Below are 26,715 nucleotides of genomic sequence, written 5' to 3'. Positions count from 1 at the left end.
GAAGCGGTATAACAACTACTCTGCTCTGCGTCTTTCATGAAAAATTTATGCCCCGGTCAAAAATAATGGCAAACAGTTTATCAGTTTGACGAAAGAAAGGCAAAGTCCGACAGCATATTTTCTTTTAAAAACAGTCTACAGCTGCCAACAAATCACTTTTTCCAGCGTTAACAAAAGGAATCGGTCGATATATTTGGTGATTATGGTTTGTTCGGTTTGCTGAAAGAAGATTCTTATAAGAAATCCCCTAAATGCCTGAGTGAAAATTTATTTTTTTTACCAAGGTCTCAAACCGTCTAAAAAATTGGGATTTTTTCAGACGGCACGGTTTATATAGACAATAATTTTCTTAGAAAATATAACGATTATATTCTTTCAGAAATTACGGATATACTTAATCTCCATACAGTTAAAGTAATTAATCTGCCATCTAAATAAGAATATTCTAATTGAAGAGCATCATCTTCAAAGCAAATATTTCCAGCTGTAAATGTATTGCCATCTAGCCTACCTGTTATCTTATATTGTGCACTATCACCTATTCTTTCAAAAGGAATAATAACAGATTCATCTGTATTAACCTCTTCCAATATAAACTCATCAATAATGAAATAGTCAAGTTCCACATTGTAAACTTTATTCACTTCAATAGCCATTGGACAACAATTAAGGAAACAATATAGATCGTTATTTTCTATAGAAAAATATGCAAATTCCTCAATTATTTCATCCATTTTTTTTAGCTTTGCTGAGTAAATCATTTTTAACCTTTCATAAATTATTTTACTTCATAAATTGTTTTATCTTTTGGATTGCTACGATTTATAGATCTTCAAAAGTCTTTTCCACTTTTCACATGGATGGTTGTGATGTAACCTTGATGATTTGTTCCTATAAAGGCTGATGAATTAAGTGTAATCATTTAATCAATTATCATCAAAATATCTTAAAATATTAACCAATAGATAAAATAAAAACCACCATACAAGATGGTGGTTTTCAAATCTGGCTCCCCGACCTGGGCTCGAACCAGGGACCTGCGGATTAACAGTCCGTCGCTCTACCGACTGAGCTATCGGGGAATTAAAGATGAAATTATATAGAAAATATCAGAAGCCTGTCAAGCAACAATCTATATAAAAACAAAAATATTTTTATATCTTTTTAATTTATAAAACTTTTATAAGATTTCAGCAATTTGTTTGGCCGCACGTTTCGCATCCAACAAAATCAAACCCAATTTACCGCTTTCTTTTGCCATCAATGCCAACACTGCATTTTCACCCGCCTGACTCAGCAAAATATAGCCATTTTTACCTTTAACCATTACCTGATCCAACTCACCGCAAGCCAACTCGTGTACGGAACGATTACCCAACGCCAAAAGCGTTGCCGACATCGCACCTACACGGTCTGCATTCAGGTGGGAAGGCAGCATAGTTGCGATTGGCAGGCCGTCTGTAGAAATAACTGCAGAAGCAGTGATATCCGCAGAGGTATTGTTCAAATCGCTTAATACAGAGATTAATAGTTGTTGCATAGTCGCTCCATTCTAAAATAAATATCGGTCAGGCAAAAATCAACGGCTGCCGTATCGGTGGTACAGCACTTTAACCAAAGTAACAAAAGCCTCTTTATTTAAATCAGGCATGCCGCCAATTACCAAAATCAGTTTGGTCATGCCAATATACAGCGGGAAAAAGGTCAATTCACTTTGACCTGAAGGATCGCAAATACCCCATGCGCTATTATTGATATGCAGGTTATTGCGGATCAAAAGACGGTGATTGTCTTCCATTTTGGCTACTTCGCTCGCCAAAAGACCCAATTCTTCTGCTGCCTCATGATGGAAATTGGCATTGGCAAAATACAAACCGTTTTCATCAGCCAACAAAGCTTTGCCAGAATTCGACAACTGTTCCAACAATGTCGGTAATTGTTCGTCAGTCAGATGGATGTCCTCTGTGCTGATTTCCTCATCTCCGTACAAAAACTCCAAGCGTTGGAGGCGATACAACAGGTTTAAAGCGGTATTGATATCGCTGGTGTCTGCCCACGCCAAAAGTTTTTCACTGCTGATGGTTTCAGACGGCTCTGCGCGCAACAAACCATACAATAAAGTTCTGCTGGCGCTGGGCGTATCGCTTGAAACGGCATAATACGCACCTGCCGGTGTAATCTTAGGATATAAATTTGATTGTAAAGAGAGTGTCGCTTCCATCTTATACCTCTAATCCGGGATCAATTGAGAACAACATGGCAGTAACCAATTGTTTTACATCGTCTTCTCGACGTGCATCAATCTCAAAAACCGGTACATTAAAATTATTCTGTGCTAAATATTTTTGATAAACATCTACGCTTGGCAAGGAGCGGATATCCATCTTCGTTACCCCTACAACCAAAGGCGCTTTTTTCAGCAACTCTCGGAACGCATCCAAGAAGAATTGCAAGTCTTTCAATGGGTTGCTTCTTGTATTATCCAAAAGAAGTACCAAGCCCATGCTGCCTTGGCTCAGAATTTCCCACATGAAATTAAAACGCTCCTGACCAGGCGTACCATAAAGATGAACCTTGGTTTCCTCATCCAAATGAATGACACCGTAGTCCATTGCCACAGTCGTGTACCCCTTGCGGACAAGTGTCATATCGGATGCGAATGCATCGGTTTGAACCGGCGGTTCATCAGATAAAGCTGAAATTGCAGTGGTTTTACCTACGCCAACAGGACCGGTAAAGATAATTTTATTTTCTTTCATGACGTGTCCTTTACGATTTACCCAGCAACTTACGCATCAGGCGTTGCAACAGGCCGCGAGGTTGTTCTTTAGACGGACCGGCAACTTTTTGAGCCTCTTTGCTCATTGCTGTTTCAGGTACGTCTTTGCTATTCACATCAATCTGTTCATTCAAGGAAGGCGTATTATTCGCATCTGTTGCAAACTCTGTATCTGTCGCCAAAAAGCCTGTTATATATGTTGCCGATAAATAATTCAAAATATCAGGCATCTCTAATGGCATGACTTTATAAAGAACATTCAGATTAACGGATGTCTTCGTCAGAAATGCCGACAGACGCATAGATTCCGGAACATGCGCCAAACGGGTTAAGTTTGGCCAACGCTTGAGCGTAAAGACAGTTTGCGGCGTCATCGGATAAATCAGACGGCCTGATGCAGTCCAAATAGCCATCTGCCACAAGCATGACATAATGGTAACCTTGGCTTTCTCTTTCCATTGCGGATTATCAGGCACAGCCTTACACACAACTGCCAAGTTATCGTTTTTACACAATTTCTCCAGCTCATTGGCACTGACTGTCAGCAGTACACGTTGAATGCTGGGAAACACGATCAATATCGGCTTGCCTTCATGCAAGACGGCAATATCTTGGTGTCCTTGACTGGCAAATTTCAGCGCACCCAACAAGCCTTTATTTGGATTAAATCGGCGAATGGTGGCTTTTCTTGCGCCATCGGAATTTGATTGTCCTTTATTCTCTTCAGCCGCTTGTTGTTCAGACGGTTCAAAAACATTCCCGCCCTGAGCCAGGCTGCGCAAAACAGGAAACAAGGTATCGAATTTAACCGGCTTGGCCAAATAAGGAGTCGTTACGGTTGGCAATTCAGAAGAAAACATCGCCACAGGTACTTCCGGATAAGTTTTCTTCGACTCTTTCCAAGCTTCTACACCTGCCGGCGTATCGGTATCAACCAATACCAAATCCGGTTTTTCATCAGAATCAAGAGAAACGATGACGTAATTCGTCGTATTGTGCATTTTAAATGCCATACGGAATACCGCCTGCTGTTGCTCACCCATCTCCTGTAACATAACCCGTATGGTTTTAATTTTTGGTAAATGATTATTCATTACTCGTACTTTCTACGATTATCTTATTTTTTTGAATATTGGTTCATTCGTTGCAAGAGACGGCTCATTGCCAAGACAACCTCTTCAGGCAGGCTGACAACACGCTCGCGCAACAGGCGCAGGAATTGTTCTAAACGTCCCCAGTCTTCGACGCGTTCGTACAAATCAAACAAGATGATGTACAGCTGCGATTCTTGAGGATACTGTAAAACAGCTTGTTCCAGAGTGCTGATAGCCAAATCCAACTGACCGTAAGCCAACAGAGATTCCACTTCTTTCAGAGCTTCATCGGCAGGTGAAGAGCTTGCGCTGATGACAGAAGAATCTTTTTGAACCAAATCGCGATATTTGGCTTTCATCTGCAAAGAACTTGGCTGAATATAACCGCGCTTCAAACCAATCTCTTTAATTTGCTGTTCAGACGGCCCTTTTTCCAAATCATCAAAAATTTCGTGATAACCAAGGCTATAACCCCAACCAAGCATACGTTCTTTTACTTGACGGCCATATTGCCCCAAAGAGTGGTAAAGCTTCCACAGATGCTTGGCAAACTGCCCTACTTCTTCATTCTGATAATCCAGACGCAAGGCATCGATAATGAGACCAGCAGGTTTCGCAGAAGTTTGGATTGCTTTGTTGTATTGATGCAAAGCAGTCTCGTAACTAATCTTGTCTTTCAGGATTTTTGCACTGCGCTCCGGCTTGGCAAAACCAATCACCGCGCCCATCTCTTCAGGGCTGATTTCGCCAAAGTCTTTCTTGCCTAATACGATAGGCGCACGTTTGCCCATACCTGGCACGACGATGCGTTCGGCCGAATCGTTCTCAAAGGCAATATGCTCGTCGGAAGCAACTTCCAAACCGCTTTGTTCGCCAATTTGACGATCCACTTCCTGCATATTCCAACCGAGATGATGTTCGGCAAAAACGCGCAGGCGCAGGTTGGTTGAATCCAAAGCCAAACCGGCTTTCAAGTATTCAGCTACGCTGTCTTCAGAAAGGGAAGCACTATGGCGCTCAAGTGTATCTGCGAGCATATCGATATTGCCGACGCGCAGATTCAAACCGATTAATTCATGAACCAGTTTTTCCGGTGCACCATCTTCCAAAGTATTGAGATACCCGGCCAAAGACTCTGCGGCCTTACTCTCATAACCGAACTGTTTATAAACCTGGTATTCGGTCAATGGATCAACTTCTTGTGCAGAAACAGAAGCTGTAGCATTGCTTGAGCCACTTCCGCCCCATTCCCAATCTTGATTATCCGCATTGGAAACTGTCTGGTTGACTTTCTCAATCCAGTCGTTTCCATCCTCAGAGGAGGCTGTATGAGCGGCAGATTTATGGCCGCCTTTTGATGCATGTGCGCTTTGTTTGCCTGAGTTGCCTCTTTGTTCGCTACTTTGCTTATGACGAACAAAAAACAACACCAGCAAAAAAAGCACCAGCAAAAAAATAGTTAAAAGTTGATAGTTCAAGAACACCTCCCGGTCTTGTGCTGCAAACTGCATTTATTAACATCTGTTGCTTTACGCGCAACTTCAACGTTATGAATTCCCCAAACGAATGATGATAACATGAATGGACTCATTTTTACATTAAAAACCCTACTCACATAAAGGACTTGATACCAATTTACAACTCAAACACACCGATGGATTCAACATGCGAGGTTTGTGCAAACATATTCATGATTCCTACTGCCTTAAACTTATAGCCCTTATCCACCAAGACACCGGCATCCCGTGCAAATGTTGATGGATTGCATGAAACATATACTATCTTCTGAGGCAAAAACGGTTTGTGTAGTGATTTGACAACAGCATAAGCACCGCTTCTCGGCGGATCGAGCAACATCTTGTCAAATTTCCCCCATGACTCGACAGTCTTTTCATCGGTATCGAACAAGTCGGCAACAGAAAACGTCATATTCTCGGCACAACGATTCAGGCGGGCATTTTCCCTTGCCCTATCTACCAAATAATCGGCGCCTTCAATACCGACAACCGATGCGCCACTTTTCGCCAGCGGCAAACTGAAATTGCCCAAACCGCAAAACAAATCGGCAATCCTCTCCCCTTTTTGAGGGTTTAAAAGTCTGACGGCCCTTGCCACCATCACTTCGTTCAATTGCGCATTAATCTGCGTAAAATCACCCGGTTTGTAAGGCATTTCTACATCAAATTGAGCAAAATCATAGTTCAGAGCAGGCACATTCTCGGGATAAAACGGCAAGGATTCGGCATGATCCTGCAGCCATATTTGCCATGCTTTTTCAGCACCCGACAATATCTTATCAAACCAATTACGCAATTCGCTTAATATTTGTCCAAACGGTTGATTTACGAAACGAATGTTGAGTACGGTCACATTTCTCCCGCAATAAAACTCAACAAATTTCACTTTCACACCGTCATCATGCAGCTTTTGCAGCAAATTTCGGACATCAGGCAATTTATCAGAAACATGTTTAGGTAAAATAGAACAATGGCGGATATTGACGACATCATGGCTTTTTTTAGCCTGAAAACCGAGTTTCAGACGGCCTTTTTTATCCACCGCAACACTTAAACGCGCCCTATCGCGATAATACCAGGAGAAACCATATAAAGGAGGCAAAATTATCTCCGGCTTGACCTTACCTATCCGTTCCAACTGCTCTTCCAAAATCCGTTGCTTTAATGCAACTTGCGCGCCAAAGGAAACATGTTGGAGCGAACAGCCGCCACATGTATCAAAATAGCAACAAGCGGGCTCCACGCGTTCGGAAGAAGGTTTTAAAACCGTTTCGACCTGAGCTTCTGCAAACTGCTTTTTTTCTTTATGAATGGCAAACGTTACACGCTCTCCGGGCAGCGCACCGCCGATGAATACAGTCTTCCCATCGACTCTGGCAACACCCCTGCCCTCATAATCCAAAGAAAAAACTTCCGCCTCTTGATACCGTTCTTTCACACTCATACCGTTTCCGTCAGACAGCCGCTTACCGGCCGTCTGACAGCCTTCCAATACCGAAAGCGCATATTTTCTCACAAAAACACAGAGTTTCAGGTATCATGCGCCAAAAACTTTCATTTCAATCCCCACAAAAAAAGACGACATGAAAAAATTATTCCTTGGCCTGACAGCCGCCCTTCTAACCTCGGCCGCTGCTGCAAACACACTTATTCCAGACGTCTCTCCCGCCTCTTCCGGACAACACGTCGTTATCAATATTACGCAACAGCGTCTATTCCTCTACGACAACGGCAAACTGAGCAAAATTTATCCTGTTGCTGTCGGCAAAGCCATGACTCAAACCACTCTGGGCGAACACAAAATCGGCGCCAAAGCCTACAACCCGGTTTGGCACATCCCTAAATCCATCCAAAAAGAACGCAATGACGGCGTAAAAAGCGTACCGGCCGGTCCGAATAATCCGCTGGGTCCCGTATTTGTCCGCCTTGGCGACCCTAAATTGAGCCTGGGCATTCACGGCACCAATGCCCCTGCCAGCGTGCCCGGCGTCCGCAGCCATGGTTGCGTGCGCATGAAATCGCCTGACGCATTGGAATTTGCCAAAACCATCGCAACAGGTGCTCCTGCCTCTGTTATCTACCAAATGGCAAGCCTGAACGAAGATGCCAACCAAAACTTGTGGCTGGCTGCCTATCGCGATCCGTACAACAAGAAAAATCTTGATACGGCTGCCCTGAAAAAAAGCATTGCCGCTTGGGCAAAAGCGCACGGCAAAACCATTCCTGCAGCGCGTGTGGATGCAATCCTGAAAGGACGCACCGGCGCGGCAAACTGTCTGACCTGCGCCAAAGGCGTGAAACTCAAATCGCCTTTAAAATCTTTGGCATGGACCAGCGGCACGGATGCTTACAGCAAACCAAAAGTCATGCCGAAACCGGCTCCTGCTAAAGATGTGGTATTGCCTCAAGGCACCGAAATCGAAGTCGATGCTACCGACGATACAAACAAGGCAGCATCCGAACCGAAACAAAGCGTTCGTCCGACTCCGGTGAAACCGGCAAAACCTGCTGCCAAACCGGCAACCACTCCGGCCGAGACGCCTGCTTCAGCGCCTAAAGCCGCTTCCGAACCGGCTACTGCCCCGGCCTCTGCGCCTGTGAAAGAGGCTCCGGCAAGCAGCGAACCGGAAGATTTGCTGTTCTAAGCAGAACAAAACACATAACCAAAGGCCGTCTGAAACGAATTGTTCAGACGGCCTTTTCGTATTACTGGATATTGGAAATAGATGCCCCTCTTAATTCAGACGGCCTTTTTGCTTTCCAAATATTCTGACAAGCCGCGTTCGCGCAAAATACAGCTCGGACATTCATGACAACCACCGACCACGCCGTTATAACAAGTATGCGTCTGCTCGCGAATATAATCCAACACGCCCATTTCATCCGCCAATGCCCAAGTTTGCGCTTTGGTTAAATACATCAAGGGCGTGTGGATTTGGAAAGCGTAATCCATGGCCAGATTCAACGTAACATTCATCGACTTGACGAACACATCGCGGCAGTCGGGATAACCGGAAAAGTCGGTTTCGCACACGCCGGCAATGATATGGCGTATCCCCTGCCCTTTGGCGTAAATGGCGGCATAAAGCAAAAACAAAGCATTGCGCCCATCTACAAATGTATTGGGCAGGCCGTCTGAAGCCGTTTCAATCGCCGCCGTATCATCCATCAACGCGTTATGCGTAATCTGTTGCATTAGGCTCAAATCGAGCACGGTCTGCTTCACGCCCAAATCTTGGGCAATCCAACGCGCGCGCTCCAATTCGATGGCGTGGCGTTGTCCATATTGAAAAGTGATGGCCTGCACATTTTCAAGGCCATAGGTTTGAATTGCCTGAATCAGGCAGGTCGTTGAATCCTGCCCGCCCGAAAAAATAACGAGGGCTTGCTGTTTTTCCATTGTAAATTCCTAGTTTTGTTAACGCGGGAGGTTTGCGAACCGCGTGATTCGAAGATTGACGGATTATAACGGATTTCGTCTATAATCACGGCACTTCATTTTCTTTTATATAGCATAATTATGAGCATCTACGCCCTGAAACCAAAATTTCAAAACCTGTTGCGCCCCATCGTTAAGAGACTGTATCAAAAAGGCATTACTGCCAATCAGGTCACCCTGTTTGCCTGCGCCGTTTCCATTTTGATCGGTTTGCTTTTAGCATTGTTTGCAGGTGTATCCACATTATTCTGGCTTTTGCCGATCTGGTTGTTTGTCCGCATGGCGCTGAATGCGATGGACGGTATGCTGGCACGAGAATTCGGTCAACAATCGGCATTAGGCGGTTATTTGAATGAAATCACCGATATTGCCGCCGATGCTGCTTTGTATCTGCCTTTTGCCTTTATCGCGCCCTTCGGCGGCGTACAAATTGCCCTGTTTATTTGGCTGGCGGCAATGACTGAATTTTGCGGCGTTTTGGGACAAGTTCATGGCAACGGCCGACGTTATGACGGGCCATTCGGCAAAAGCGACCGTGCATTCTTTATCGGCGCATTGGCCGTATGGTATGCAGTCGCCGGCAGCTTCCATTCTCTTTTCTATATCCTTATGTGGCTCGCCTGCGCGGCATTGTTTTATACCTGCTACAAACGTGTCATCAATGGCTTGAAGGCCGTCTGAAACCTGTCCGCGTTCCTGGGTTAATCACCGTTTCAACCCATCAACCTGTTTTACTGAAAACAAAAAGGCCGTCTGAAACCATAAAGTTTATGGTTTCAGACGGCCTTTTATCCAGTAGCCAAGATAACTTACTGTTTACCCAGCTGACTGTAATCTACCAACATATACTTGGCAGTAATTTTCTGCGAAGCATTGCCTTCGTCGCCCATCAAAATCATCTGCGGCTTGCCGTTAACGGTAATCGAATCGACGGCTTCGACGTTGGTGATGTGTTGCAGATTAGGCAGTGAGATTTTTTGCGGTTCATCGGTCGGGTTGCCGCTCCAAGTCCACAGTTGCGAGAATTTCTGTCCATTCTCATCCTTCACTTCATTGGCAATTACGTAAGTTTTCAACACAGGATCATAGTTGAGGGAACGGATACCGCCGCCATCAATATCAATCACCGCCACTTCATCAAATTCAGGTTTGGCATTGCGCTCAAATACATCTTTCGGATTGCTAATAAATGCAACCAAAGCCATGTTGTTGAACTCAGGGTCACGGAATCCCAAAACAAGACGTTTTTTTACCGGATCAAACGCCATGCCCTCAATATTGATTTCTTCAAAAGAAACTTCAGCCTTGGTTTGCTCGCGAATCAAATCATGCAGCTTGTGGTCGGTTTCCAAAACCTGCGTCAGATTGTCGTAACTGGTCAGCCCCAACACATTGCCATCTTGGATTTTAAAGCGCATCAGATGTTCGCGGTCGGGTGAACGGTTGCCTTTACGGGTGCGCGAATGTGAAGTCAGCGCGTAGATAAAGCCTTCATTGTCGCGCGCCAAAGCCTCCAAGTCGCTCAGGCGGCGTTTGAAACCGGTAATCACGCGTGTATCCAATGCCTCGTCTTCCACAAACCTGCCGGTTTTATCAATGCTGACAATACTGAACGCATGGTTGGGTTCGTCTTCCGCAATCAACAAATTGCCGTCCGGAAGCTGTTGTACGGCGGAAGGCTCATACACACCGTTAAACATATTGATTCCCAGCGAACGCAGCTCTGCCGCATTGTTGGCCGGCGGTATCAGCAATGACGGCAATGTTTTCACGCCGATAAATGCCACCAGTGAAGCCAGCAAGCCCCAGCGGAATACCGCGTAAGACAAATTGATGTATTTGAACTGTTTGTCCGCCAACAAACCAAGCCAATAAAGATGGTCGCTCATCTTTTCATAGATTTGTTTACGGTCGCCCATAATCTCCTGCATCATTTCCCAATATTGATCTTTTTGCAGTTTCACACGGTCTTCATAAATCAAAATATTGGGTTGGCTGCCGCCAAAAAAGCGCGTTTCAGTACTACTGAGGCGGGTTTTCAAATCCCGCAGTTTAGAACGGCCGCGGATAAAATCCTTAAACCATGTCCGCGCCGCCTGCATTTTGCCGATACGTTCCGGCGAAGCAGAAAGTAACGCAAACACGATAGACGCGGCGGCAGTAATCATAAACGTACTGGCCGGAATCAGAAATTCGGGCGACGATGAAAAAATAAACGCGCCCGAAATCATCAGTGCAGACACGATAAAACCATTCAGCGAAATCATAATATTCGCTTTGGTTGCCGCCAGCGCCAACAATTCCATCTCCGAGCGTACAGCGTTGCGGAACATGGTTTCCACGCCCTTATTCGTACCCAACAGATCAGGCGCATTCAAATCCTCGGCTTTATTTTTTTTCTTTTTCGCCTTGTCTTTTTTGCGTTTGGCTTTCTTTTCACTTTTTTCAGACGGCATCTCAGAATGTTCAACTGCTTCCTGATCTTCTACCGCCTCCTGAATTTCTACCGTTTCAGCCGCAACCTCAACTTCGTTTTCAACAGTATTGTTTCGATTGCGATCCCAAAAATCAACGTCCTGTTGGGAATCGGCAGATACACCGTCGTTTAAAGGTTTGCCTTGGTCGCCCATCTGCTTCGGCCGGCCATTTTCCTTCCAATCATTCAAATCCATATCATGATTCCCAACATCAAACACTTTGAATTAAATGGAAAATAAAAAACATATTTAGTTCATTTATTTTAGGTAATTTACATGCCGCTTACACTCTTTAAATACCTAAATAGCAAACTGTCGCAGAACCCAAAAGCCCTGCGACAATCCGCCTTGCATCAAAATATTAATAGTCGATGCGTTCTTTAATAATTTTCAAATCAGGGTAAGACAAAACAATGTCGTACTCACGACCATCTTTAAAAGCCTCGATATCCAACACAGGCTGGCCTCGACGGCTATCGGCGTCAATATCGTGAACTTGATAGCCACGTTGTTCCAACATTTTTACGGCTTTAGCACGATTTTGCTCGAAGTTTTTGTCGCTGTAGATTTTTTGTTCAATGTAATCGCTGGCACCGGCAGTAGCGGCAGACAAAGCAACGATGGCGGTCAATAAGAATTTTTTCATGTTTGATTTCCTTTTTAAATGTGTATTCGGGTTTCGATGGATGTATTAAAACACAGTAAAATTAGCAGTTAATTAGTGCTTGGTTAAACGCAGTAAAGGCCATCTGAAAACTGTTCAGACAGCCTTTAACCTTAATTATCAAATTTCAAACGTATTGCCCAAGTGTAAATCCGGAGAGTTAGAAACAATGAAAAGCCTGCAGCGAATATTCACCCAACAAACGGACAAATCATGAACAAATTTTGCGAAATCACCTTTTGCCAACAAATCGGCAGCAACAAACAGCACAACCAAGATGCCCTTTTTAACGGCGAACAAGTGTTTCAATATAAACTCAAGACCGCTGAAACACGTCTTGAAACCCGTCCACGCTTTATCATCGGGATAGCTGACGGCATTTCCAATAGCAACCGTCCCGAAAAGGCCAGCAAATTAGCCATGCACCTATTAAGCCGTACAGCCAAACTCAGCCGTCAAACCATCAATCATATACAAGCCGCTTTATCTAAAGAGTTGGCAGAAGATTATTTTGGTTCCTCAACCACTTTTGTTGCCGCAGAAATTGACCAAACCACCGGCAAAACCAAAATCATCAGCGTAGGCGACAGTCGCGCCTATTTGATTGATACACAAGGAAAATGGAAGCAACTGACCCAAGATCACTCGATACTCTCCGAATTGCTGGATGGTTTGTCGGATAAAAAAGAAGAAGAGTTCACCACCATATATGGCGGCGTTTCTTCTTATCTAGCAGCAGATTATTCCGAATTCCAAGACAAAATGTGTCATATCGAACTTACGCTTAAAGCAGGAGAAAGCCTGCTGCTTTGTTCAGACGGCCTAAGCGACACCCTATCGGAAGAAATAAGAGAAAAAATTTGGCAACAATATGATAACGATAAGTCCCGTCTGACTGTATTTCGTAAATTAATTGCGAAACAAAGAGTTTATGATGATATGTCGGTAGTAGTTTGCCGATTGTAGTCTATAATGTTTACCTATTTTTCATACTAAGGGGTATATATATGAGCATAGAAAAAGCAGAAATACTCAAGATTGATGACATATTTAAATTAAATTTGAGTATCCCTAATTATCAAAGACCATACAAATGGACAATCAAAAATGTACAACAATTAATCGATGACCTGCTCCAAAATTTTAGGGAGGGGAAAAAAATATACCGCATCGGAACAATTGTTTTAAATAAAAATAAAGACTGTTCTGAAATATCTGAAATAGTAGATGGCCAACAGCGGCTTATTACACTCTCGTTATTGCTTCATAAACTGGGGAAGGATGTGTCTCTTTTAAAGGAAAAACCGAATCATAGCATCAGCAAAAATAATATTACAACGAACTATAATTTTCTTAAAAACTATAATTTCACAAATGAATTTAAGGATTACCTCCTTAACAGGTGTGAAATGGTTTGTATTGAATTAGATGACTTAGATGAGGCTTTTCAATTTTTTGATTCACAAAATGCCAGAGGCAAACCTTTAGAATCTTATGACCTCTTAAAAGCCTATCATTTAAGAGACATGAGAGATAAAGACGAGCGGATTATTCACCAATGTGTCGAACGCTGGGAAAAATCTGCAATGTCTAATGATATAAATAATTTAGATAAAATTATCAATTATATCTTATTTAGACTTCGCCGCTGGCATTACAAAGAGAATGCAGAAATATTTACATCAGATGAATTAGATACATTTAAAGGCGTTCATGAAAAAGTTGATTATCCTTACTTACACGGAATATTAGCTACTCATACCATACAAAAATTATTACATGAAAATCCATTTTTATATCGATCAATATCAGCATTTCAGGCCACACAAGTGTTAATCAATGGAAAATATTTCTTTGATTACATTGAACATTATACAGCCATCTATGAAAAACTATTCAAAGAAAAGGATGGATTGTTAGATAAAATTCATTCTATTAATGGAATTGATTTAGAAAAAGGAGTAATGACTTTTTTAAACAATCATAAATACAGCTATCGAACTGGTGATAAATACATTAGAAATTTATTTGAATGTACCGTATTGTTCTACTTTGATAAATTTGGAGAAAGCCATTTTGAAGAATTTATAACCAAAGCTTTTCTATGGGCTTACCGTACTCGGGTAGAATATCAGCGCATTACCTTCACGACCATTGAGAAAAAGGCTAGTGCTCCAGCCGGATTAATTTCTTATATTGAAAGATCCATTACTCCCGAACAAGTAATGCGTTTTATTCAACAAACCGGAAAAGTCAATTTTTCAAAACATGTAGACCCTAAAATAAAAGAGATTTTGGAAATTAAAGATGAAAACAAATAATGATTACGTAAAAACATTAACCATAAATGAATTATTAAATTTAAATAAAGACAAATATATTATTCCTATTTATCAACGTAATTACGCATGGGGAGATGATGAGATCAGCCTTCTTATCCAAGACCTATGGAATGCAAAAAATAAGAATAATTATTATATTGGCAGCTTAGTCATTTATAAAAGAGAAAATGGAGATTTAGAAGTCATAGACGGACAACAACGATTGACCACACTGACTTTAATCATGCACTACTTAAAATCAGATACCTTTGTTAGAAATGTATACTTTGAGCATAGACATGACTCCGACGATGCCTTAGAAGATCTTGACTCCGACTCTATACCTGATGTTTTTAAAAATGCTTTAAAATCAATAAAAAAATATTGGGAAACAGATAGGACAAAAGAAGAGAGAATGAGTTTGGCAGAGTTCTTACAAGAAAATGTCAAAATTATTAGAACCGAAGTACCCAAAGACACCGACCTCAATCATTACTTTGAAATTATGAATACGCGGGGAGAGCAATTAGAAAAACATGAGATTATCAAGGCTACTTTAATGGAGGTTTTAGACACAGATAGTGAACGCTCTATTTTCGCCAAAATTTGGGATGCGTGTTCTGACATGAGCCGATATGTTGTAATGGGAATTAACCAGTCACTTAGAGAAAATATTTTTGGCAAGAATTGGGAAAATACTATTCCAAAAAAATTTAATGAAATTATTGAGAATATTGCTGATACAGAAAAAACTCAACATTCAGATAACGGCTCCGCAAATGAAGAACAATCAATTCTTCAATTGATAACCGCCAATAATGAGGATATTCACTCTTCCCAAGAAAAAACAAACGAGCAGACAGATGGGCGTTTTAATTCCGTTATTGATTTTCCTAACTTTTTGATGCATATCTTGAAAATTTATCTAGAAAAATTTCCTACCGGCATTAACAAAACTACCTTTAAAAAGATTCCTCTGGATGAAAAAGAACTTTGGCGTGCTTTTGACAATGAAGACTGGAACAAAGAAAAGATTGTAAATTTCATAGATACATTGCTATCTTGTCGATATTTATTTGATAAATATATTATTAAGTCAAATTCACTACATTCAGAAAATGAGCATTGGTCTTTATGGGAAATCAAAAAAGAAGAATCAAAGAATTATTACTATAAAAATGTTTTTGGTATCGACAATGGCGATTCCATTGATACTCAAGAAACCAATAATAAAACCAAGAATGCAATAATGTTGCTTTCTATGTTTCATGTTTCTAATCCATCCCGAATCTATAAAAACTGGCTATATGCTACATTGCGTTGGTTATTCGAGAATAAGAAAAGTATTACTCAAGAGACATATATTCAGTTTCTTGAAAATCTTTGCGATAAATTTTATTTTGAAAACAACTGCAATGGAAACAGGGATTTTATGAAAATTATCTTAAATGATAATTACACCGCCCCTTCAGTACATAAGTCTTGGAATGATGGAGTAAACGTCCCAAATTTTGTATTTAATCGATTGGATTATCAATTATGGAAATATCAAGACAAGGTAGAGGTCTTTTCAGCTATTGACCAATCTAAACAATCTATCTGGAAAAATTTTAGATTTAGTTTTAGAAGCTCGGTTGAGCACCATTACCCACAAAATCCCTCTCAAGATTTTGGCCTAGATAAATTAGATACAAATGTCTTAGATAATTTTGGCAATCTATATTTGTTATCTCAAAGTAAAAATTCCAGTTTCAGTAATAAACTTCCAGATTGGAAACGGCAGTATTACAAAGAAAAGGATACTTATGATAGCTTAAAACAAGCTATTATGATGAGTTACGAAAACTGGACAGAAAGCGAGATAAAAGATCATGAGAAAAAAATGCTAGAAATCTTAAATGAACCACTGACTGACTCATCGTATCAACCATAATCGGCACTTAACATATCTCCCCATCATTTCATTCGTCCGTCTATCGGATAATCATTGCATTTATTTGATATGCCATGATACTGTTTAAAAACATGACTATTAGGAGTTTCTCATGTCCGAACAGCAAAAATACTTTTCTACCCAAGATGGTACTTCGCTTTTCTACCGCTATCGCCCTGCTGCCGATGGTTCTTCCAACAAAGCCATTGTGCTGTTCCATCGCGGACATGAGCACTCCGGCAGGATGATGTTTGTGGCGGACGAGCTGGGCTTTGATGATTTTGCCTATTTTGCTTTGGATGCGCGCGGTCATGGTTACAGCCCTGGTGAACGCGGCGATAGTCCGAGTATTGGCACTTCGGTTTCAGATGTAGATGATTTTATCCGACACATTCAAAGCGAATACGGCATCAAACCTGAAAACATCTGCGTGATTGCGCAAAGTGTCGGAGCGGTATTGGTTTCTACTTGGTTGCACGATTACGCGCCGAAAATCCGTTGCGCCGTATTGGCTTCGCCTGCATTCAAAGTCAAACTCTATGTTCCGTTTGCCCGTACCGGTTTGAAAATTATGCAAAAATGGCGTGGCAATTTCTTTGTCAACAGCTACGTCAAAGCCCACTATCTGACCCACAACGTCGAACGTCAAAAAAGCTACGACAATGATCCGCTTATTGCCCGCGCTATTTCTGTGCGTATTCTGCTGGGTTTATATGAAGCGGCCGAGCGCGTCGTTGCCGATGCACAAGCGATTACTACGCCTGTACAACTGTTGATTTCAGGCAGCGATTGGGTTGTTCATCACAAACCGCAACACGATTTCTACAACCGTTTGAGCAGCCATATTAAAGAACGCCATATCCTGCCCGGTTTCTACCACGATACTTTAGGTGAGCAAAACCGTGAAATTGCATTTGTCGAAATGCGCCGTTTTATCCGCGAGCGTTTCAATCAGCCTTTACAACAAGTCGATCTGACTCAAGCGCACTTATTTGGAGACAGCCGTCGCGAAGCTGACGAACTGGCTACGCCTTTGCCTGTTTGTACACCTCGCGGTGCATTTTGGGCAATATATCGTGCCTCGCTCAAACTGGGTTCGCGCTGGAGTGAAGGCTTGAGAATCGGCCAAGAAACAGGTTTTGATTCGGGCAGCACACTGGATTACGTTTACCGCAATCAACCGCAAGGCAGCAATGCTTTCGGTGTATGGGTGGACAAATACTATCTCAACGCCATCGGCTGGCGCGGTATCCGCCAACGCAAAGTCAATATCGGCAAAGCCATTCAGACGGCCTCAGCCAAACTGCGTGAAGCAGGGAAACCTGTACACGTTTTGGATATTGCATCCGGTCATGGCCGCTATGTATTGGATGCCCTGACTGCCGACACATTGCCTGATTCCGTACGCTTGCGCGATTACAGCCCGATTAATGTCGAAGCCGGACGCAAGCTGATTGCCGAGCGCGGCTTGCAAAACACGGTAACCTTCAATGAAGTCAATGCCTACGACCGCGCCAATTATCACGATTTACAGCCGCGCCCTACCCTGGGCATCGTCTCCGGCCTGCATGAATTGTTTGCCGACAACGATTTGATTTTGAACTCGCTCTACGGCTTCGGCGAAGCCATTGAAACCGGCGGCTACCTGATTTACACCGGCCAGCCGTGGCATCCGCAACTGGAAATGATTGCCCGTGCCCTGACCAGCCACAAAGCAGGCAGCCCAAACTGGGTAATGCGCCGCCGCAGTCAGCAGGAAATGGATCAGTTGGTTGAAAAAGCCGGTTTTGAAAAAATCCATCAATGGATAGACGAAGACGGTATTTTCACCGTGAGCTTGGCAGTGAAGAAATAAAAATAAAGGCCGTCTGAACAATTTTTTAACTTTCAGACGGCCTTATTTAAACCATGTACCTATCCATGAAATCCTCCCTCAAAACCTCCCTGCTCAAGCTGATTTTAGTCGGTATCCTGTTCTACACCAGCTACGGCATCTCCAATCATTACGCGGCATCGCTGGACTATGTGCCTGAAATCGCTTTTGCATGGGAGAGCAATATTCCGTTTTGGGCATGGACGATTGTACCTTATTGGTCGCTGAACCTGATGTATGCCGCGGCATTTTTTCTTTGCCGTGATACACATGAACAAAACCGATATGTAGCGCACCTTGTAGCTGCCCAACTGATTGCGACTGCTTGCTTCGTGCTGTTTCCGCTGCGTTTCGGATGGCCCAAACCGCCCGCTGATGGGCTGTCAGGCTGGCTGTTTGATTCATTGGCTGCATTTGATTTGCCATACAACCAAGCGCCATCTTTGCATATCGCGCTGGCGATTATCGTAGGTGCATTTTATTGGACGCGCTTTCCAAAAATCCGCCTGCCACTTTTCTTATGGCAAAGCCTGATTGCCTTGTCGGTACTGACGACTTATCAACATCATTTTATTGACGTGCCGACCGGAGCATTGCTCGGCTGGCTGGTGTTGTGGGCTTTCCCGCGTCAGATGACTTCGCCATTTAAACTGGGCTTGAGTAATGTACACTCAAGAAAGATTGCGGTGCTGTATTTGCTTGGTGCGTGTTTGACGACGTTACCCGCGTTGCTGGGTGGCGCGTGGCTGTGGTTGATATGGATTAGCGTGTCTTTGCTGATGGTGGCCTTTGCCTATTTGACTGGGAATGCAAACGTATTCCAAAAACAGGCTAACGGTAAATTATCGGCGGCAGCTACGGTTTTGCTGTTGCCTTATCTGGTGGGCGTGCGGCTAAACATGGCGTATTGGTTACGCGGTAAAGCAAAAATGGCACCAGTCCGCCATGATGTATGGATTGGCAGCGTTTTGGGGATTTCAAACCATCTGCCTGCCGTATTGGATGTATGCGCTGAATATCCCTGCTGTAGCTATCAAGGAGAATATCGCGCCCTGCCTTTAATGGATATGGTAACGCCGTCTGAAAACGATTTGGTTCAGACGGCCTCGATATTGGAAACCTTGCGCCAAAAACACGGTAAAGTATTGGTATGTTGCGCTTTGGGTTATGGAAGAAGTGCCACAGTGGTGCTGACGTGGCTGCTGGCCTATGGTGGCTGCAAAGACTTGGCGCAGGCGAAGGCCGAACTCAAACAGGCTCGGCCGCAAATGGTATTATCGCCGGCCACTGCCCAGGTAGTCGAAGCTGCGGCCAACCGTTTAAAACAAGGATAATGATGGACAACGCAACCGATAGCCGTATTACTGCCCACCTACTCTCTACCGCACATTATGTTGCCGCCTGCAATGCCTTGCTGCTCGCCTTGTCGGCAAAATATGGTGGTGCTTGGTTTGCGGTGCTACTCGTCTTAGCAGCGGTTTTGTTGTACTGCCATATCCGCATTCACTTCGACCGCCGCGTGTTCCAAGACTTTGCCGACAACCGCTACGCTCCTGAAGACTTTGACCAATCCTTACAGCAAAACGGTTTGCGCCAAATTTCAGGCAGCCGCACTTTGACCCAACGGATAAACGGCGCACTTTCCTTATGGCGCAAAAGCTTATACCTGACCGCCGCCCAATTTTTAATTTTGCTTATCCAAAGCATTTGATTATTTTTGCTGATTTACCCAAACCAAATCCTTAGCGGTATCTCACCCCCAAAGGCAGAAACAATGAAAAACTTCCTCAAAAAACAACTTGCCTGGCTGACCGACCAAGCCTTGTGTCTGTCGGTCTCTTTTCTTACGGGCGTACGCCCCAAAAGCCCGCGCGAGCTGACATTCAATCAGCACCAAAAGGTCTATTACGCCAATCACGGCAGCCATGGCGATTTTGTATTGGTGTGGATTTCCCTGCCCCGCCGCTGGCGCTTGTCCACGCGCCCTATCGCCGGTTCGGATTACTGGCTGACGAGCAAACTCAAACGCTTCATCATTCAAAACGTTTTCAATGCCTTGCTGATTCCGCGCCATAGCGATAATCCGCAATTGATTACCGAACAGATGAAAGACGCGCTGAACGCAGGCGACTCCTTGATTATTTTCCCTGAAGGCACGCGTAATACTGACGACAACACCATCCTGCTGCCGTTCAAGTCCGGCATTTATCATCTGGCAAAAAGCAAACCCAATACCGAATTTGTTCCGATTTGGATAGACAACATCAGCCGCGTACTGCCCAAAGGCAAAATCCTGCCTATCCCGCTTTTGTGTGAAGTTCATATCGGACAGCCGCTTACCTTGCAGGAGAACGAAGACAAAGACAGTTTTTTGACACGCAGCCGTGAAGCGCTGCTGGCACTCAGGCCGTCTGAAAACGACCGCAGCGAGCTTCGCCAAAATGAACCTGAAGTTCATCAAAACAAAGGAGGACAAGCATGAGCCTTTCTACGACTTCCCAACAAATCATTGTCGAACAAGCCGCCGCTCATCTGACTCCGCAAGCCGGCTATATTTTTGTCGGCGTATTTGCCGTATTGTGTTTTGCCAGCATCATCGGACAATGGCTCAAGCGCAAAAACGGTGCAGATAATGCCACCATCGCCAACCTCAACGCCCGCATTTACGCATGGTGGCTGATGACGCTGGTGTTGCTGGGTGCGTTTTGGTTCGGAAAAATCGGAACGGTTGTACTGTTTTTCCTGATTTCATTTGCCGCACTGCGCGAATTCATGACCCTCGTCTATCGCCGCCGCAGCGACTATTACAGCATGGTGGTCTGCTTTTACCTGCTGCTGCCGGTGCAATACTATTTCGTCTATGACGGCTGGTACGGCATGTTCAGCATTTTTATTCCGGTTTACGGCTTTTTGATACTGCCGATTATTGCCAGCCTCAGCGGCCAAACCGCGCACTTTTTGGAACGCGCCGCCAAAACACAATGGATGGCGATGATTTGCATCTTCTGCCTGTCCCATGTTCCGGCGCTGATGTTTCTCGACTTGGACGGCTTCGACAACGGCAACAATATCCTGTTGCTGATCTTCCTGATTGGCGTGGTGCAAGTATCGGATGTGTTGCAATACGTTTGGGGCAAACTGATCGGCGGTGCAAAAATCATGCCCTCGCTTTCCCCGTCCAAAACCATTTCCGGTACAGTCGGAGGTATTTTGTCGGCCACGGCCATTGCCGCGCTGATAGCGCCGATTACGCCGTTCTCCCACGGCCAAGCGGCCGTTATCGGCTTCATCGTCTGCCTGATGGGCTTCTTTGGCGGCCTGGTTATGTCTGCCATCAAACGCGATTATGGTGTCAAAGACTGGGGCAATATGATACGCGGCCACGGCGGCATGCTTGACCGCGTGGATTCGATTTGCTTTGCCGCGCCCGTGTTTTTCCACATCACCCGTTATTTCTGGAACGGCTAAACTTTAGGCCGTCTGAAAACTATTTTTCAGACGGCCTCTAATATCCGAAACCGCCAATCCGCCGACTCGTTATACAATACGCAACCCTTGTTATTACAGACACACGATATGAATAAACCCTCTCCAATCTTTCCCATTTTTCTTGCTACGCTTATCTTCGCCCTCATTGTTTGGTCAGGTATCAATCCCCATGACCGCGCGGTTTGGTACGCCGAAATCATCCCCGTAGCCTCCGTATTTCTCCTTCTGGTTGCCACTTACCGCATTTTCCGCTTCAGCAATTTGGCCTACTTATTCATGAGCTTCTGGCTGATTATGCATTCCATCGGCGCATACTATACTTTTGCCGATGTGCCGTTTGAATCCATCAACCGCTTTGTCGAGCCGATTTTGGGCGAAAACCGCAATCATTACGACCGTATTGCCCACTACATCATCGGCTTTTATGCCTACCCGATGGCTGAATGGCTGCTGCGCCGCAAGCTGTGTAATCTGCCGCTGGCTCTGTTTTTCTCCCTGTTCTTCATCATGAGCGTGGCTGCCGCCTATGAAATCATCGAATGGCAATATGCCGTTATCGACGGCGGAGAGGCCGGACTGGAGTTCTTGGGTTCTCAAGGCGATATTTGGGACGCGCAAAAAGACATGCTTGCCGATACTTTGGGCGCGTTAACCTCGCTGTTTATTTTTGTGTTTACCCGACCCGATAAACGTTTGGGTTCCTCTTAAATACATCCCTTTAAAGCAAAAGGCCGTCTGAAACCAGATTTTCAGACGGCCTTTTTTCATTTTTCTATCGCTATTATTGTAAAAATTAATAAATACGATAGTTAAAAACATAAGTCGATTTTGAAACAAAATCCGTCATCAAAATTTTTAAGCACATGAAATATATAAAAAACAACGTCTGTTAAGATTTTGTAAACAATATGCCTACGTCAACCTGAATTTTTCAATTTGATTTAAATCAGCATATCTTGTGTCATTAATCCATAAAATATCCGGAATTCTACAAAATATTGATTAACCCGATAGAGGTTATCATCAAGACGAGGAACACAAAATGCAGAAAATTCCAGAATTGGTCTGCCCCGCCGGCAACCTGCCTGCACTGAAAACCGCTGTGGACAACGGTGCGGACACGGTTTACATGGGTTTGAAAGATGCGACCAATGCACGAAACTTTCCGGGACTGAATTTCGATATGAAATCGGCGCGGGAAGGCGTAGCTTACGCCCATGCGCGCGGGCGCAATGTACTGATGGCCATCAATACATTCGCACAAGCCGGCCAAGTGGAGCGTTGGCACGCTGCTGTGGATACGGCGGCGGATTTGGGTGCCGATGCGATTATTGTTGCCGACCCCGCCATCATGGCGTATGCGGCAGACAAACATCCGAATTTACGCCTGCATATGTCGGTACAAGGTTCGGCCACCAATTACGAAGCCATCAATATGATGAAAGAGCTGTTCGGCATCCGTCGTGCCGTTTTGCCGCGCGTACTGACCATCGATCAGGTCAAACATGTGATTGACAATACTGATGTGGAAATTGAAGTCTTTGGCTTCGGCAGTTTGTGTGTGATGGTGGAAGGCCGTTGCATCTTGTCGAGCTATGCAACAGGCGAATCGCCCAATATGCAAGGTGTCTGCTCTCCGGCAAAATCCGTCCGCTGGGAACAACTGCCCGACCGCATGAACGTACGTCTAAACCAGGTATTGATAGACCAATACAAACCCAATGAACCGGCAGGTTATCCAACCTTGTGCAAAGGCCGCTTTGAAGTCAATGATGAAACCTACTATGCTTTGGAAGAACCGACCAGCCTGAATGTTTTGGAAATGTTGCCCGAACTCATCAAAATCGGTGTGTCCGCCATCAAAATCGAGGGACGCCAACGCAGTCCGATGTATACGGCTCAGGTAACCAAATCCCTGCGCCAAGCACTGGATGCAGCCGCAGCCGACCCGTCGCATTTCAAAGTCAATCCGTCCTGGAACAATGCATTGAGCAAAGTTTCGGAAGGTCATCAGACAACTTTGGGCGCATACAACCGCCCATGGAAATAAGGGGGAAAAAAATGAATTCATTGAAATTGTCGCTGGGCCCTATTTTATTTTTCTGGCAAAAAGAAGCCCTGCTGGAATTTTACGTTTCCATGCTGGATACGCCGTTGGATACGGTTTATTTGGGTGAGGTAGTCTGCTCACGCCGTCAGAAAATGCGCTTTGCCGACTGGTTCGGACTGGCTGAAGACCTGGCGGAAAGCGGTAAGGAGATTATTCTTTCTTCACAAGTCCTGCTCGAAAGCGAATCCGATCTGAAACGCCTGCGCAAAATCACGGAGCAGGGAAAGTTTAAAGTTGAAGCCAACGACATGGGTGCGGTCAAATTGGCACGCGAACACGGCATCCCGTTTGTTGCCGGTGCAAGCCTGAATATCTACAATGAAACCACTTTGGACGTATTCCGAAAATTAGGGGCATTCCGCTGGATTGCACCGTCCGAGCTGAGCCGCGATAAGGTTGCCGAAATCATCAAGGCTTCAGACGGCATTGAAACCGAACTCTTTGCTTGGGGCAAAATGCCACTCGCCTATTCATCACGTTGCTTTACCGCCCGCCATTACAATCTGAATAAAGACAGTTGCGAGTTCCGCTGCCTCGACCACGAGCACGGTATGGCCATGAATACGCGCGAAGGCCAGCCGTTTCTCACCATCAACGGCATCCAAACCATGTCTTACGGCTGCCAAAACCTACTGCCCCACCATGAAGACTTGAATAAAATCGGCGTGAATATGCTCAGACTGTCGCCACAAATGCACGGCATGGCTGAAATTATCCAAATTCACCGCGATGTATTGGATGAAAAAGCCACATGGGAAGATATCCGCCCCGAGTTAGAACGACTGACTACCGGAACACTGGTTGACGGCTATTGGCGCGGCCAGCCCGGTATTGAAACCGTGAAGGAAGCATATTATGGCGCTGCCTGAAATCATATTACCCAAATGGATGGCGAAAATCGGTACCAAACTTCCCGGCAAACCTCCGCGCTTTATTTTGGTCTCCGTATTGAATACCATGCTGAAAAAAGGTTTACTGCCTGCTGATATGGAACTTTTTGCCGGAAGGAAATTCGAAATCGAAGTTTTGGATGCCGGTATAAAAGTGCGGTTTAGTGCCGATACGGAAAAATTCCTGGACGACAACTTCAGCGGCGCTCCCGATCTGAGATTGGCCGCCAACGGCATAGACTTCATGCGCATGATGATGCGCGAGGAAGATCCCGACACCTTATTTTTCAACCGTAAATTGCAAATTGAAGGCGATACGGAACTGGGGTTAATTACCAAAAACTTACTCGACAGTGTCGAGTGGCCTTTCAGCGAATGGTTCCTGAAACGCAGTACGTCCACTTTGGATTGATGAATTTTGGTTGAACCAAGAACAAAGGCCGTCTGAATGTTTCAGACGGCCTTATATATTTTGCCTCTTTGATATGTCTTTTCTTATTGGTTTTATCAAATATAAAAAAGCGTACCTTGTTAGGTACGCTTTTTTCAATCCGACTCAAAATTAGAATTTTGCACCGGACTCATTTGCCATAAAGTCTACAGCCGCTTTAACCTCATCGTCACTCAAGCTGCTGTTGCCGCCTTTGGCAGGCATTGAATTAAAACCTTCAAGCGCGTGTTTGTGCAAAGTGTCTTTACCTTGCTTGATTCGAGGAGCCCAGTCGTCTTTTTTACCGACAACAGGTGCGCCCGGAATCATACCGCCATGACATGTTTTACAGTTGGCTTCAAAAACAGCTTTGCCATCTACCTTAACCGGAGCCGCTTCTGCTTTTTCAGCAGGTTTGGCTTCAGCAGCCGGAGCAGCTTTGGCATCTGAAGCAGCTTTATCGGCAGCAGGAGCCGAAGCGGCCGCCGGAGCAGAAGCATCGGCAGGTTGAGCTGCCGGAACAGGCTCGGCTTTTTTAGCAGGAGCTTTTTTACCGTCTTTGTTGGACAAACCCCAAACATAGGCAGTCATGATATGCAGCTTGTCTTTGTCGAGGAAGTGACCCCAAGCCGGCATTTGACTGTGTCGGCCGTTGGTGATGGTTTCGATAATCGATTTTTGAGTACCGCCCCACAACCATACGTTGTCGGTCAGGTTCGGAGCAACGCCTTGGATACCTTGACCTTTGTCGCCGTGACAGGTAAAACATCTTGCTGGGGGACCGTTAAACAAGACTTTACCACGTGCGGCACGTTCTTCATCGTATTGGTCTTTGGATTTGGATAAGGACATGACATAGTGTGCCACATCTTTTACTTGCTCTTCACCTAATTCAGGACCCCAAGCCTTCATTGTTGCCGTACGGCCTTTTTCAATGGTTTCCTGAATTTTTTCAGGTTCGCCGCCCCACAACCAATCGTCGTCGGTCAAATTCGGGAAGCCTTTGGAGCCTTTGGCATCTGAGCCGTGACATTGGATACAGTAGGTATTGAAAAGGTTTTGCGCAATAGCACGGGCTTCAGGATCTTTAGCCACTTTCTCAATCGGCATATTGGAAAATTTAGCATACGCTTTACCGTATTGCTGATTGGCTTTGGCAACTTCTTCTTCATATTGACCATGGCTGCTCCAGCCCCACAGGCCTTTGTAATCGCCGATACCTGGATACATAATCAGGTAGCCGACGCCAAACAGCCATGTGCAGACATAAAGCCAAAACCACCAACGTGGCAGAGGGTTGTTGTACTCCGAAATGCCGTCCCACTCATGGCCTGTGGTTTTTACTTCTTCGCCTTTTTTAGGGCGTTTCACAACGTTTTGCGAAAGCAGAAGCCAAGCCAGGCCGATGAAGCTGAGCACGACGATAACGGCAATATATATACTCCAGAAACTACTGGTAAATTGGGATGTTGTGTTCATTATTTTGCTCCGTGATCACGGACTGACTGAGCTTGATCGTCCTTTTCAGACGGCCTTTGTTCGTCATTATCGAAAATACTGCTGGCAGCATCGTCATAGTTTTTCTTATTGCGTCTATTGAACACAATATAGAGGACTAAAATAAAGCTGATGAATACCCAAACAGTAAAGAGCGAGCGAGCCCAGTTAGCGTCCATGATGTTACCTTACGTTTTTCAAT

At 44.5% G+C, this 26,715-nt stretch carries 26 protein-coding genes, 1 tRNA gene and 1 riboswitch; of the genes, 14 read left to right on the top strand and 13 right to left on the bottom strand.

What is annotated here, in order from left to right:
• Positions 1-365: 365 nt before the first annotated feature.
• The 8 genes from ACTHUT_RS00135 to rlmD form a co-directional block, all read right to left on the bottom strand.
• On the bottom strand, positions 366-761 hold the full coding sequence (locus ACTHUT_RS00135) for a hypothetical protein (protein ID WP_049323926.1): 396 nt from the start codon (positions 759-761) through the stop codon (positions 366-368).
• A 245-nt stretch (positions 762-1,006) separates the two neighbouring features.
• Positions 1,007-1,082, bottom strand: a tRNA-Asn gene (locus ACTHUT_RS00130).
• 98 nt (positions 1,083-1,180) lie between these two features.
• Positions 1,181-1,540, bottom strand: coding sequence for a roadblock/LC7 domain-containing protein (locus ACTHUT_RS00125; protein WP_003679682.1), 360 nt, complete (start codon positions 1,538-1,540; stop codon positions 1,181-1,183).
• 39 nt (positions 1,541-1,579) lie between these two features.
• Positions 1,580-2,221 carry a hypothetical protein gene (locus ACTHUT_RS00120; RefSeq protein WP_003748732.1) on the bottom strand — a complete coding sequence of 214 codons (642 nt, stop codon included), beginning with the start codon at positions 2,219-2,221 and terminating at the stop codon, positions 1,580-1,582.
• Position 2,222: 1 nt separating this feature from the next.
• Positions 2,223-2,759, bottom strand: coding sequence for a GTP-binding protein (locus tag ACTHUT_RS00115; RefSeq protein WP_440386099.1), 537 nt, complete (start codon positions 2,757-2,759; stop codon positions 2,223-2,225).
• A 10-nt stretch (positions 2,760-2,769) separates the two neighbouring features.
• Positions 2,770-3,873 carry a response regulator gene (locus ACTHUT_RS00110; RefSeq protein ID WP_440386098.1) on the bottom strand — a complete coding sequence of 368 codons (1,104 nt, stop codon included), beginning with the start codon at positions 3,871-3,873 and terminating at the stop codon, positions 2,770-2,772.
• A gap of 23 nt (positions 3,874-3,896) precedes the next feature.
• The gene (locus ACTHUT_RS00105; RefSeq protein WP_070822019.1) at positions 3,897-5,384 is read right to left on the bottom strand and encodes a 23S rRNA methyltransferase; all 1,488 of its coding nucleotides are present in this window, start codon (positions 5,382-5,384) and stop codon (positions 3,897-3,899) included.
• Positions 5,385-5,508: 124 nt separating this feature from the next.
• Entirely contained in the window at positions 5,509-6,834 is a 1,326-nt protein-coding gene (rlmD, locus tag ACTHUT_RS00100; RefSeq protein WP_440386097.1) for a 23S rRNA (uracil(1939)-C(5))-methyltransferase RlmD, read from the bottom strand.
• Between the two features lie 139 nt (positions 6,835-6,973).
• Between rlmD and ACTHUT_RS00095 the strand changes: the two genes are divergently transcribed.
• Entirely contained in the window at positions 6,974-8,035 is a 1,062-nt protein-coding gene (locus ACTHUT_RS00095; RefSeq protein WP_188213518.1) for a L,D-transpeptidase, read from the top strand.
• A gap of 95 nt (positions 8,036-8,130) precedes the next feature.
• Here the strand turns inward: ACTHUT_RS00095 and queC are convergent, their stop codons facing one another.
• The gene (gene queC / locus ACTHUT_RS00090) at positions 8,131-8,790 is read right to left on the bottom strand and encodes a 7-cyano-7-deazaguanine synthase QueC (protein WP_049323921.1); all 660 of its coding nucleotides are present in this window, start codon (positions 8,788-8,790) and stop codon (positions 8,131-8,133) included.
• Positions 8,791-8,793: 3 nt separating this feature from the next.
• Positions 8,794-8,839, bottom strand: a riboswitch (PreQ1 riboswitch).
• Positions 8,840-8,910: 71 nt separating this feature from the next.
• On the opposite strand from queC, the gene ACTHUT_RS00085 reads away from it, so the two are divergent.
• A complete protein-coding gene (locus ACTHUT_RS00085) occupies positions 8,911-9,510 on the top strand; it encodes a CDP-alcohol phosphatidyltransferase family protein (RefSeq protein ID WP_440386096.1) in 600 nt (199 codons plus the stop codon).
• Between the two features lie 128 nt (positions 9,511-9,638).
• Here the strand turns inward: ACTHUT_RS00085 and ACTHUT_RS00080 are convergent, their stop codons facing one another.
• Both ACTHUT_RS00080 and ACTHUT_RS00075 read right to left on the bottom strand, forming a co-directional pair.
• On the bottom strand, positions 9,639-11,285 hold the full coding sequence (locus ACTHUT_RS00080; protein ID WP_440386158.1) for a Pycsar system effector family protein: 1,647 nt from the start codon (positions 11,283-11,285) through the stop codon (positions 9,639-9,641).
• 382 nt (positions 11,286-11,667) lie between these two features.
• Complete coding sequence (locus tag ACTHUT_RS00075; RefSeq protein ID WP_440386095.1) at positions 11,668-11,952, bottom strand: PepSY domain-containing protein; 285 nt, start codon at positions 11,950-11,952, stop codon at positions 11,668-11,670.
• Between the two features lie 231 nt (positions 11,953-12,183).
• Here ACTHUT_RS00075 and ACTHUT_RS00070 point away from each other — a divergent pair, with 231 nt between their 5' ends.
• From ACTHUT_RS00070 to ubiT, 12 genes are all read left to right on the top strand, one after another.
• Positions 12,184-12,936, top strand: a complete 753-nt coding sequence (locus ACTHUT_RS00070; RefSeq protein WP_440386094.1) for a PP2C family protein-serine/threonine phosphatase — start codon at positions 12,184-12,186, stop codon at positions 12,934-12,936.
• Positions 12,937-12,977: 41 nt separating this feature from the next.
• Entirely contained in the window at positions 12,978-14,291 is a 1,314-nt protein-coding gene (locus tag ACTHUT_RS00065) for a DUF262 domain-containing protein (protein WP_308881760.1), read from the top strand.
• On the top strand, positions 14,278-16,224 hold the full coding sequence (locus tag ACTHUT_RS00060; RefSeq protein WP_440386093.1) for a DUF262 domain-containing protein: 1,947 nt from the start codon (positions 14,278-14,280) through the stop codon (positions 16,222-16,224). The genes ACTHUT_RS00065 and ACTHUT_RS00060 overlap by 14 nt, the downstream gene beginning before the upstream one ends.
• A gap of 112 nt (positions 16,225-16,336) precedes the next feature.
• Complete coding sequence (locus tag ACTHUT_RS00055; RefSeq protein ID WP_308881758.1) at positions 16,337-18,079, top strand: bifunctional alpha/beta hydrolase/class I SAM-dependent methyltransferase; 1,743 nt, start codon at positions 16,337-16,339, stop codon at positions 18,077-18,079.
• Between the two features lie 53 nt (positions 18,080-18,132).
• Complete coding sequence (locus ACTHUT_RS00050) at positions 18,133-19,431, top strand: phosphatase PAP2/dual specificity phosphatase family protein (protein WP_440418659.1); 1,299 nt, start codon at positions 18,133-18,135, stop codon at positions 19,429-19,431.
• Between the two features lie 2 nt (positions 19,432-19,433).
• The gene (locus tag ACTHUT_RS00045; protein ID WP_440386091.1) at positions 19,434-19,808 is read left to right on the top strand and encodes a hypothetical protein; all 375 of its coding nucleotides are present in this window, start codon (positions 19,434-19,436) and stop codon (positions 19,806-19,808) included.
• 63 nt (positions 19,809-19,871) lie between these two features.
• On the top strand, positions 19,872-20,579 hold the full coding sequence (locus ACTHUT_RS00040; protein WP_440386090.1) for a lysophospholipid acyltransferase family protein: 708 nt from the start codon (positions 19,872-19,874) through the stop codon (positions 20,577-20,579).
• The gene (locus ACTHUT_RS00035) at positions 20,576-21,565 is read left to right on the top strand and encodes a phosphatidate cytidylyltransferase (RefSeq protein ID WP_440386089.1); all 990 of its coding nucleotides are present in this window, start codon (positions 20,576-20,578) and stop codon (positions 21,563-21,565) included. Before ACTHUT_RS00040 ends, ACTHUT_RS00035 begins: the two co-directional genes overlap by 4 nt.
• 108 nt (positions 21,566-21,673) lie before the next feature.
• The gene (locus ACTHUT_RS00030; protein WP_440386088.1) at positions 21,674-22,294 is read left to right on the top strand and encodes a DUF2238 domain-containing protein; all 621 of its coding nucleotides are present in this window, start codon (positions 21,674-21,676) and stop codon (positions 22,292-22,294) included.
• A gap of 334 nt (positions 22,295-22,628) precedes the next feature.
• A complete protein-coding gene (ubiU, locus tag ACTHUT_RS00025) occupies positions 22,629-23,636 on the top strand; it encodes a ubiquinone anaerobic biosynthesis protein UbiU (protein WP_003748766.1) in 1,008 nt (335 codons plus the stop codon).
• A gap of 11 nt (positions 23,637-23,647) precedes the next feature.
• Positions 23,648-24,565 carry a U32 family peptidase gene (locus ACTHUT_RS00020; protein WP_440386087.1) on the top strand — a complete coding sequence of 306 codons (918 nt, stop codon included), beginning with the start codon at positions 23,648-23,650 and terminating at the stop codon, positions 24,563-24,565.
• Entirely contained in the window at positions 24,552-24,998 is a 447-nt protein-coding gene (gene ubiT, locus ACTHUT_RS00015) for a ubiquinone anaerobic biosynthesis accessory factor UbiT (RefSeq protein ID WP_440386086.1), read from the top strand. The genes ACTHUT_RS00020 and ubiT overlap by 14 nt, the downstream gene beginning before the upstream one ends.
• Before the next feature lie 150 nt (positions 24,999-25,148).
• Here the strand turns inward: ubiT and ccoP are convergent, their stop codons facing one another.
• Together ccoP and ACTHUT_RS00005 are read right to left on the bottom strand one after the other, a co-directional pair.
• Positions 25,149-26,495: a cytochrome-c oxidase, cbb3-type subunit III gene (gene ccoP / locus ACTHUT_RS00010; RefSeq protein ID WP_440386085.1), complete on the bottom strand. Its 1,347-nt coding sequence runs from the start codon at positions 26,493-26,495 to the stop codon at positions 25,149-25,151.
• A complete protein-coding gene (locus ACTHUT_RS00005) occupies positions 26,495-26,692 on the bottom strand; it encodes a cbb3-type cytochrome oxidase subunit 3 (protein ID WP_003748776.1) in 198 nt (65 codons plus the stop codon). Before ACTHUT_RS00005 ends, ccoP begins: the two co-directional genes overlap by 1 nt.
• Positions 26,693-26,715 lie beyond the last annotated feature (23 nt).

It is taken from the genome of Neisseria sp. P0022.S010, assembly GCF_051956635.1.
Note: the sequence above shows the minus strand (reverse complement) of the source record. Positions and strands in the feature narration are given on the sequence as shown.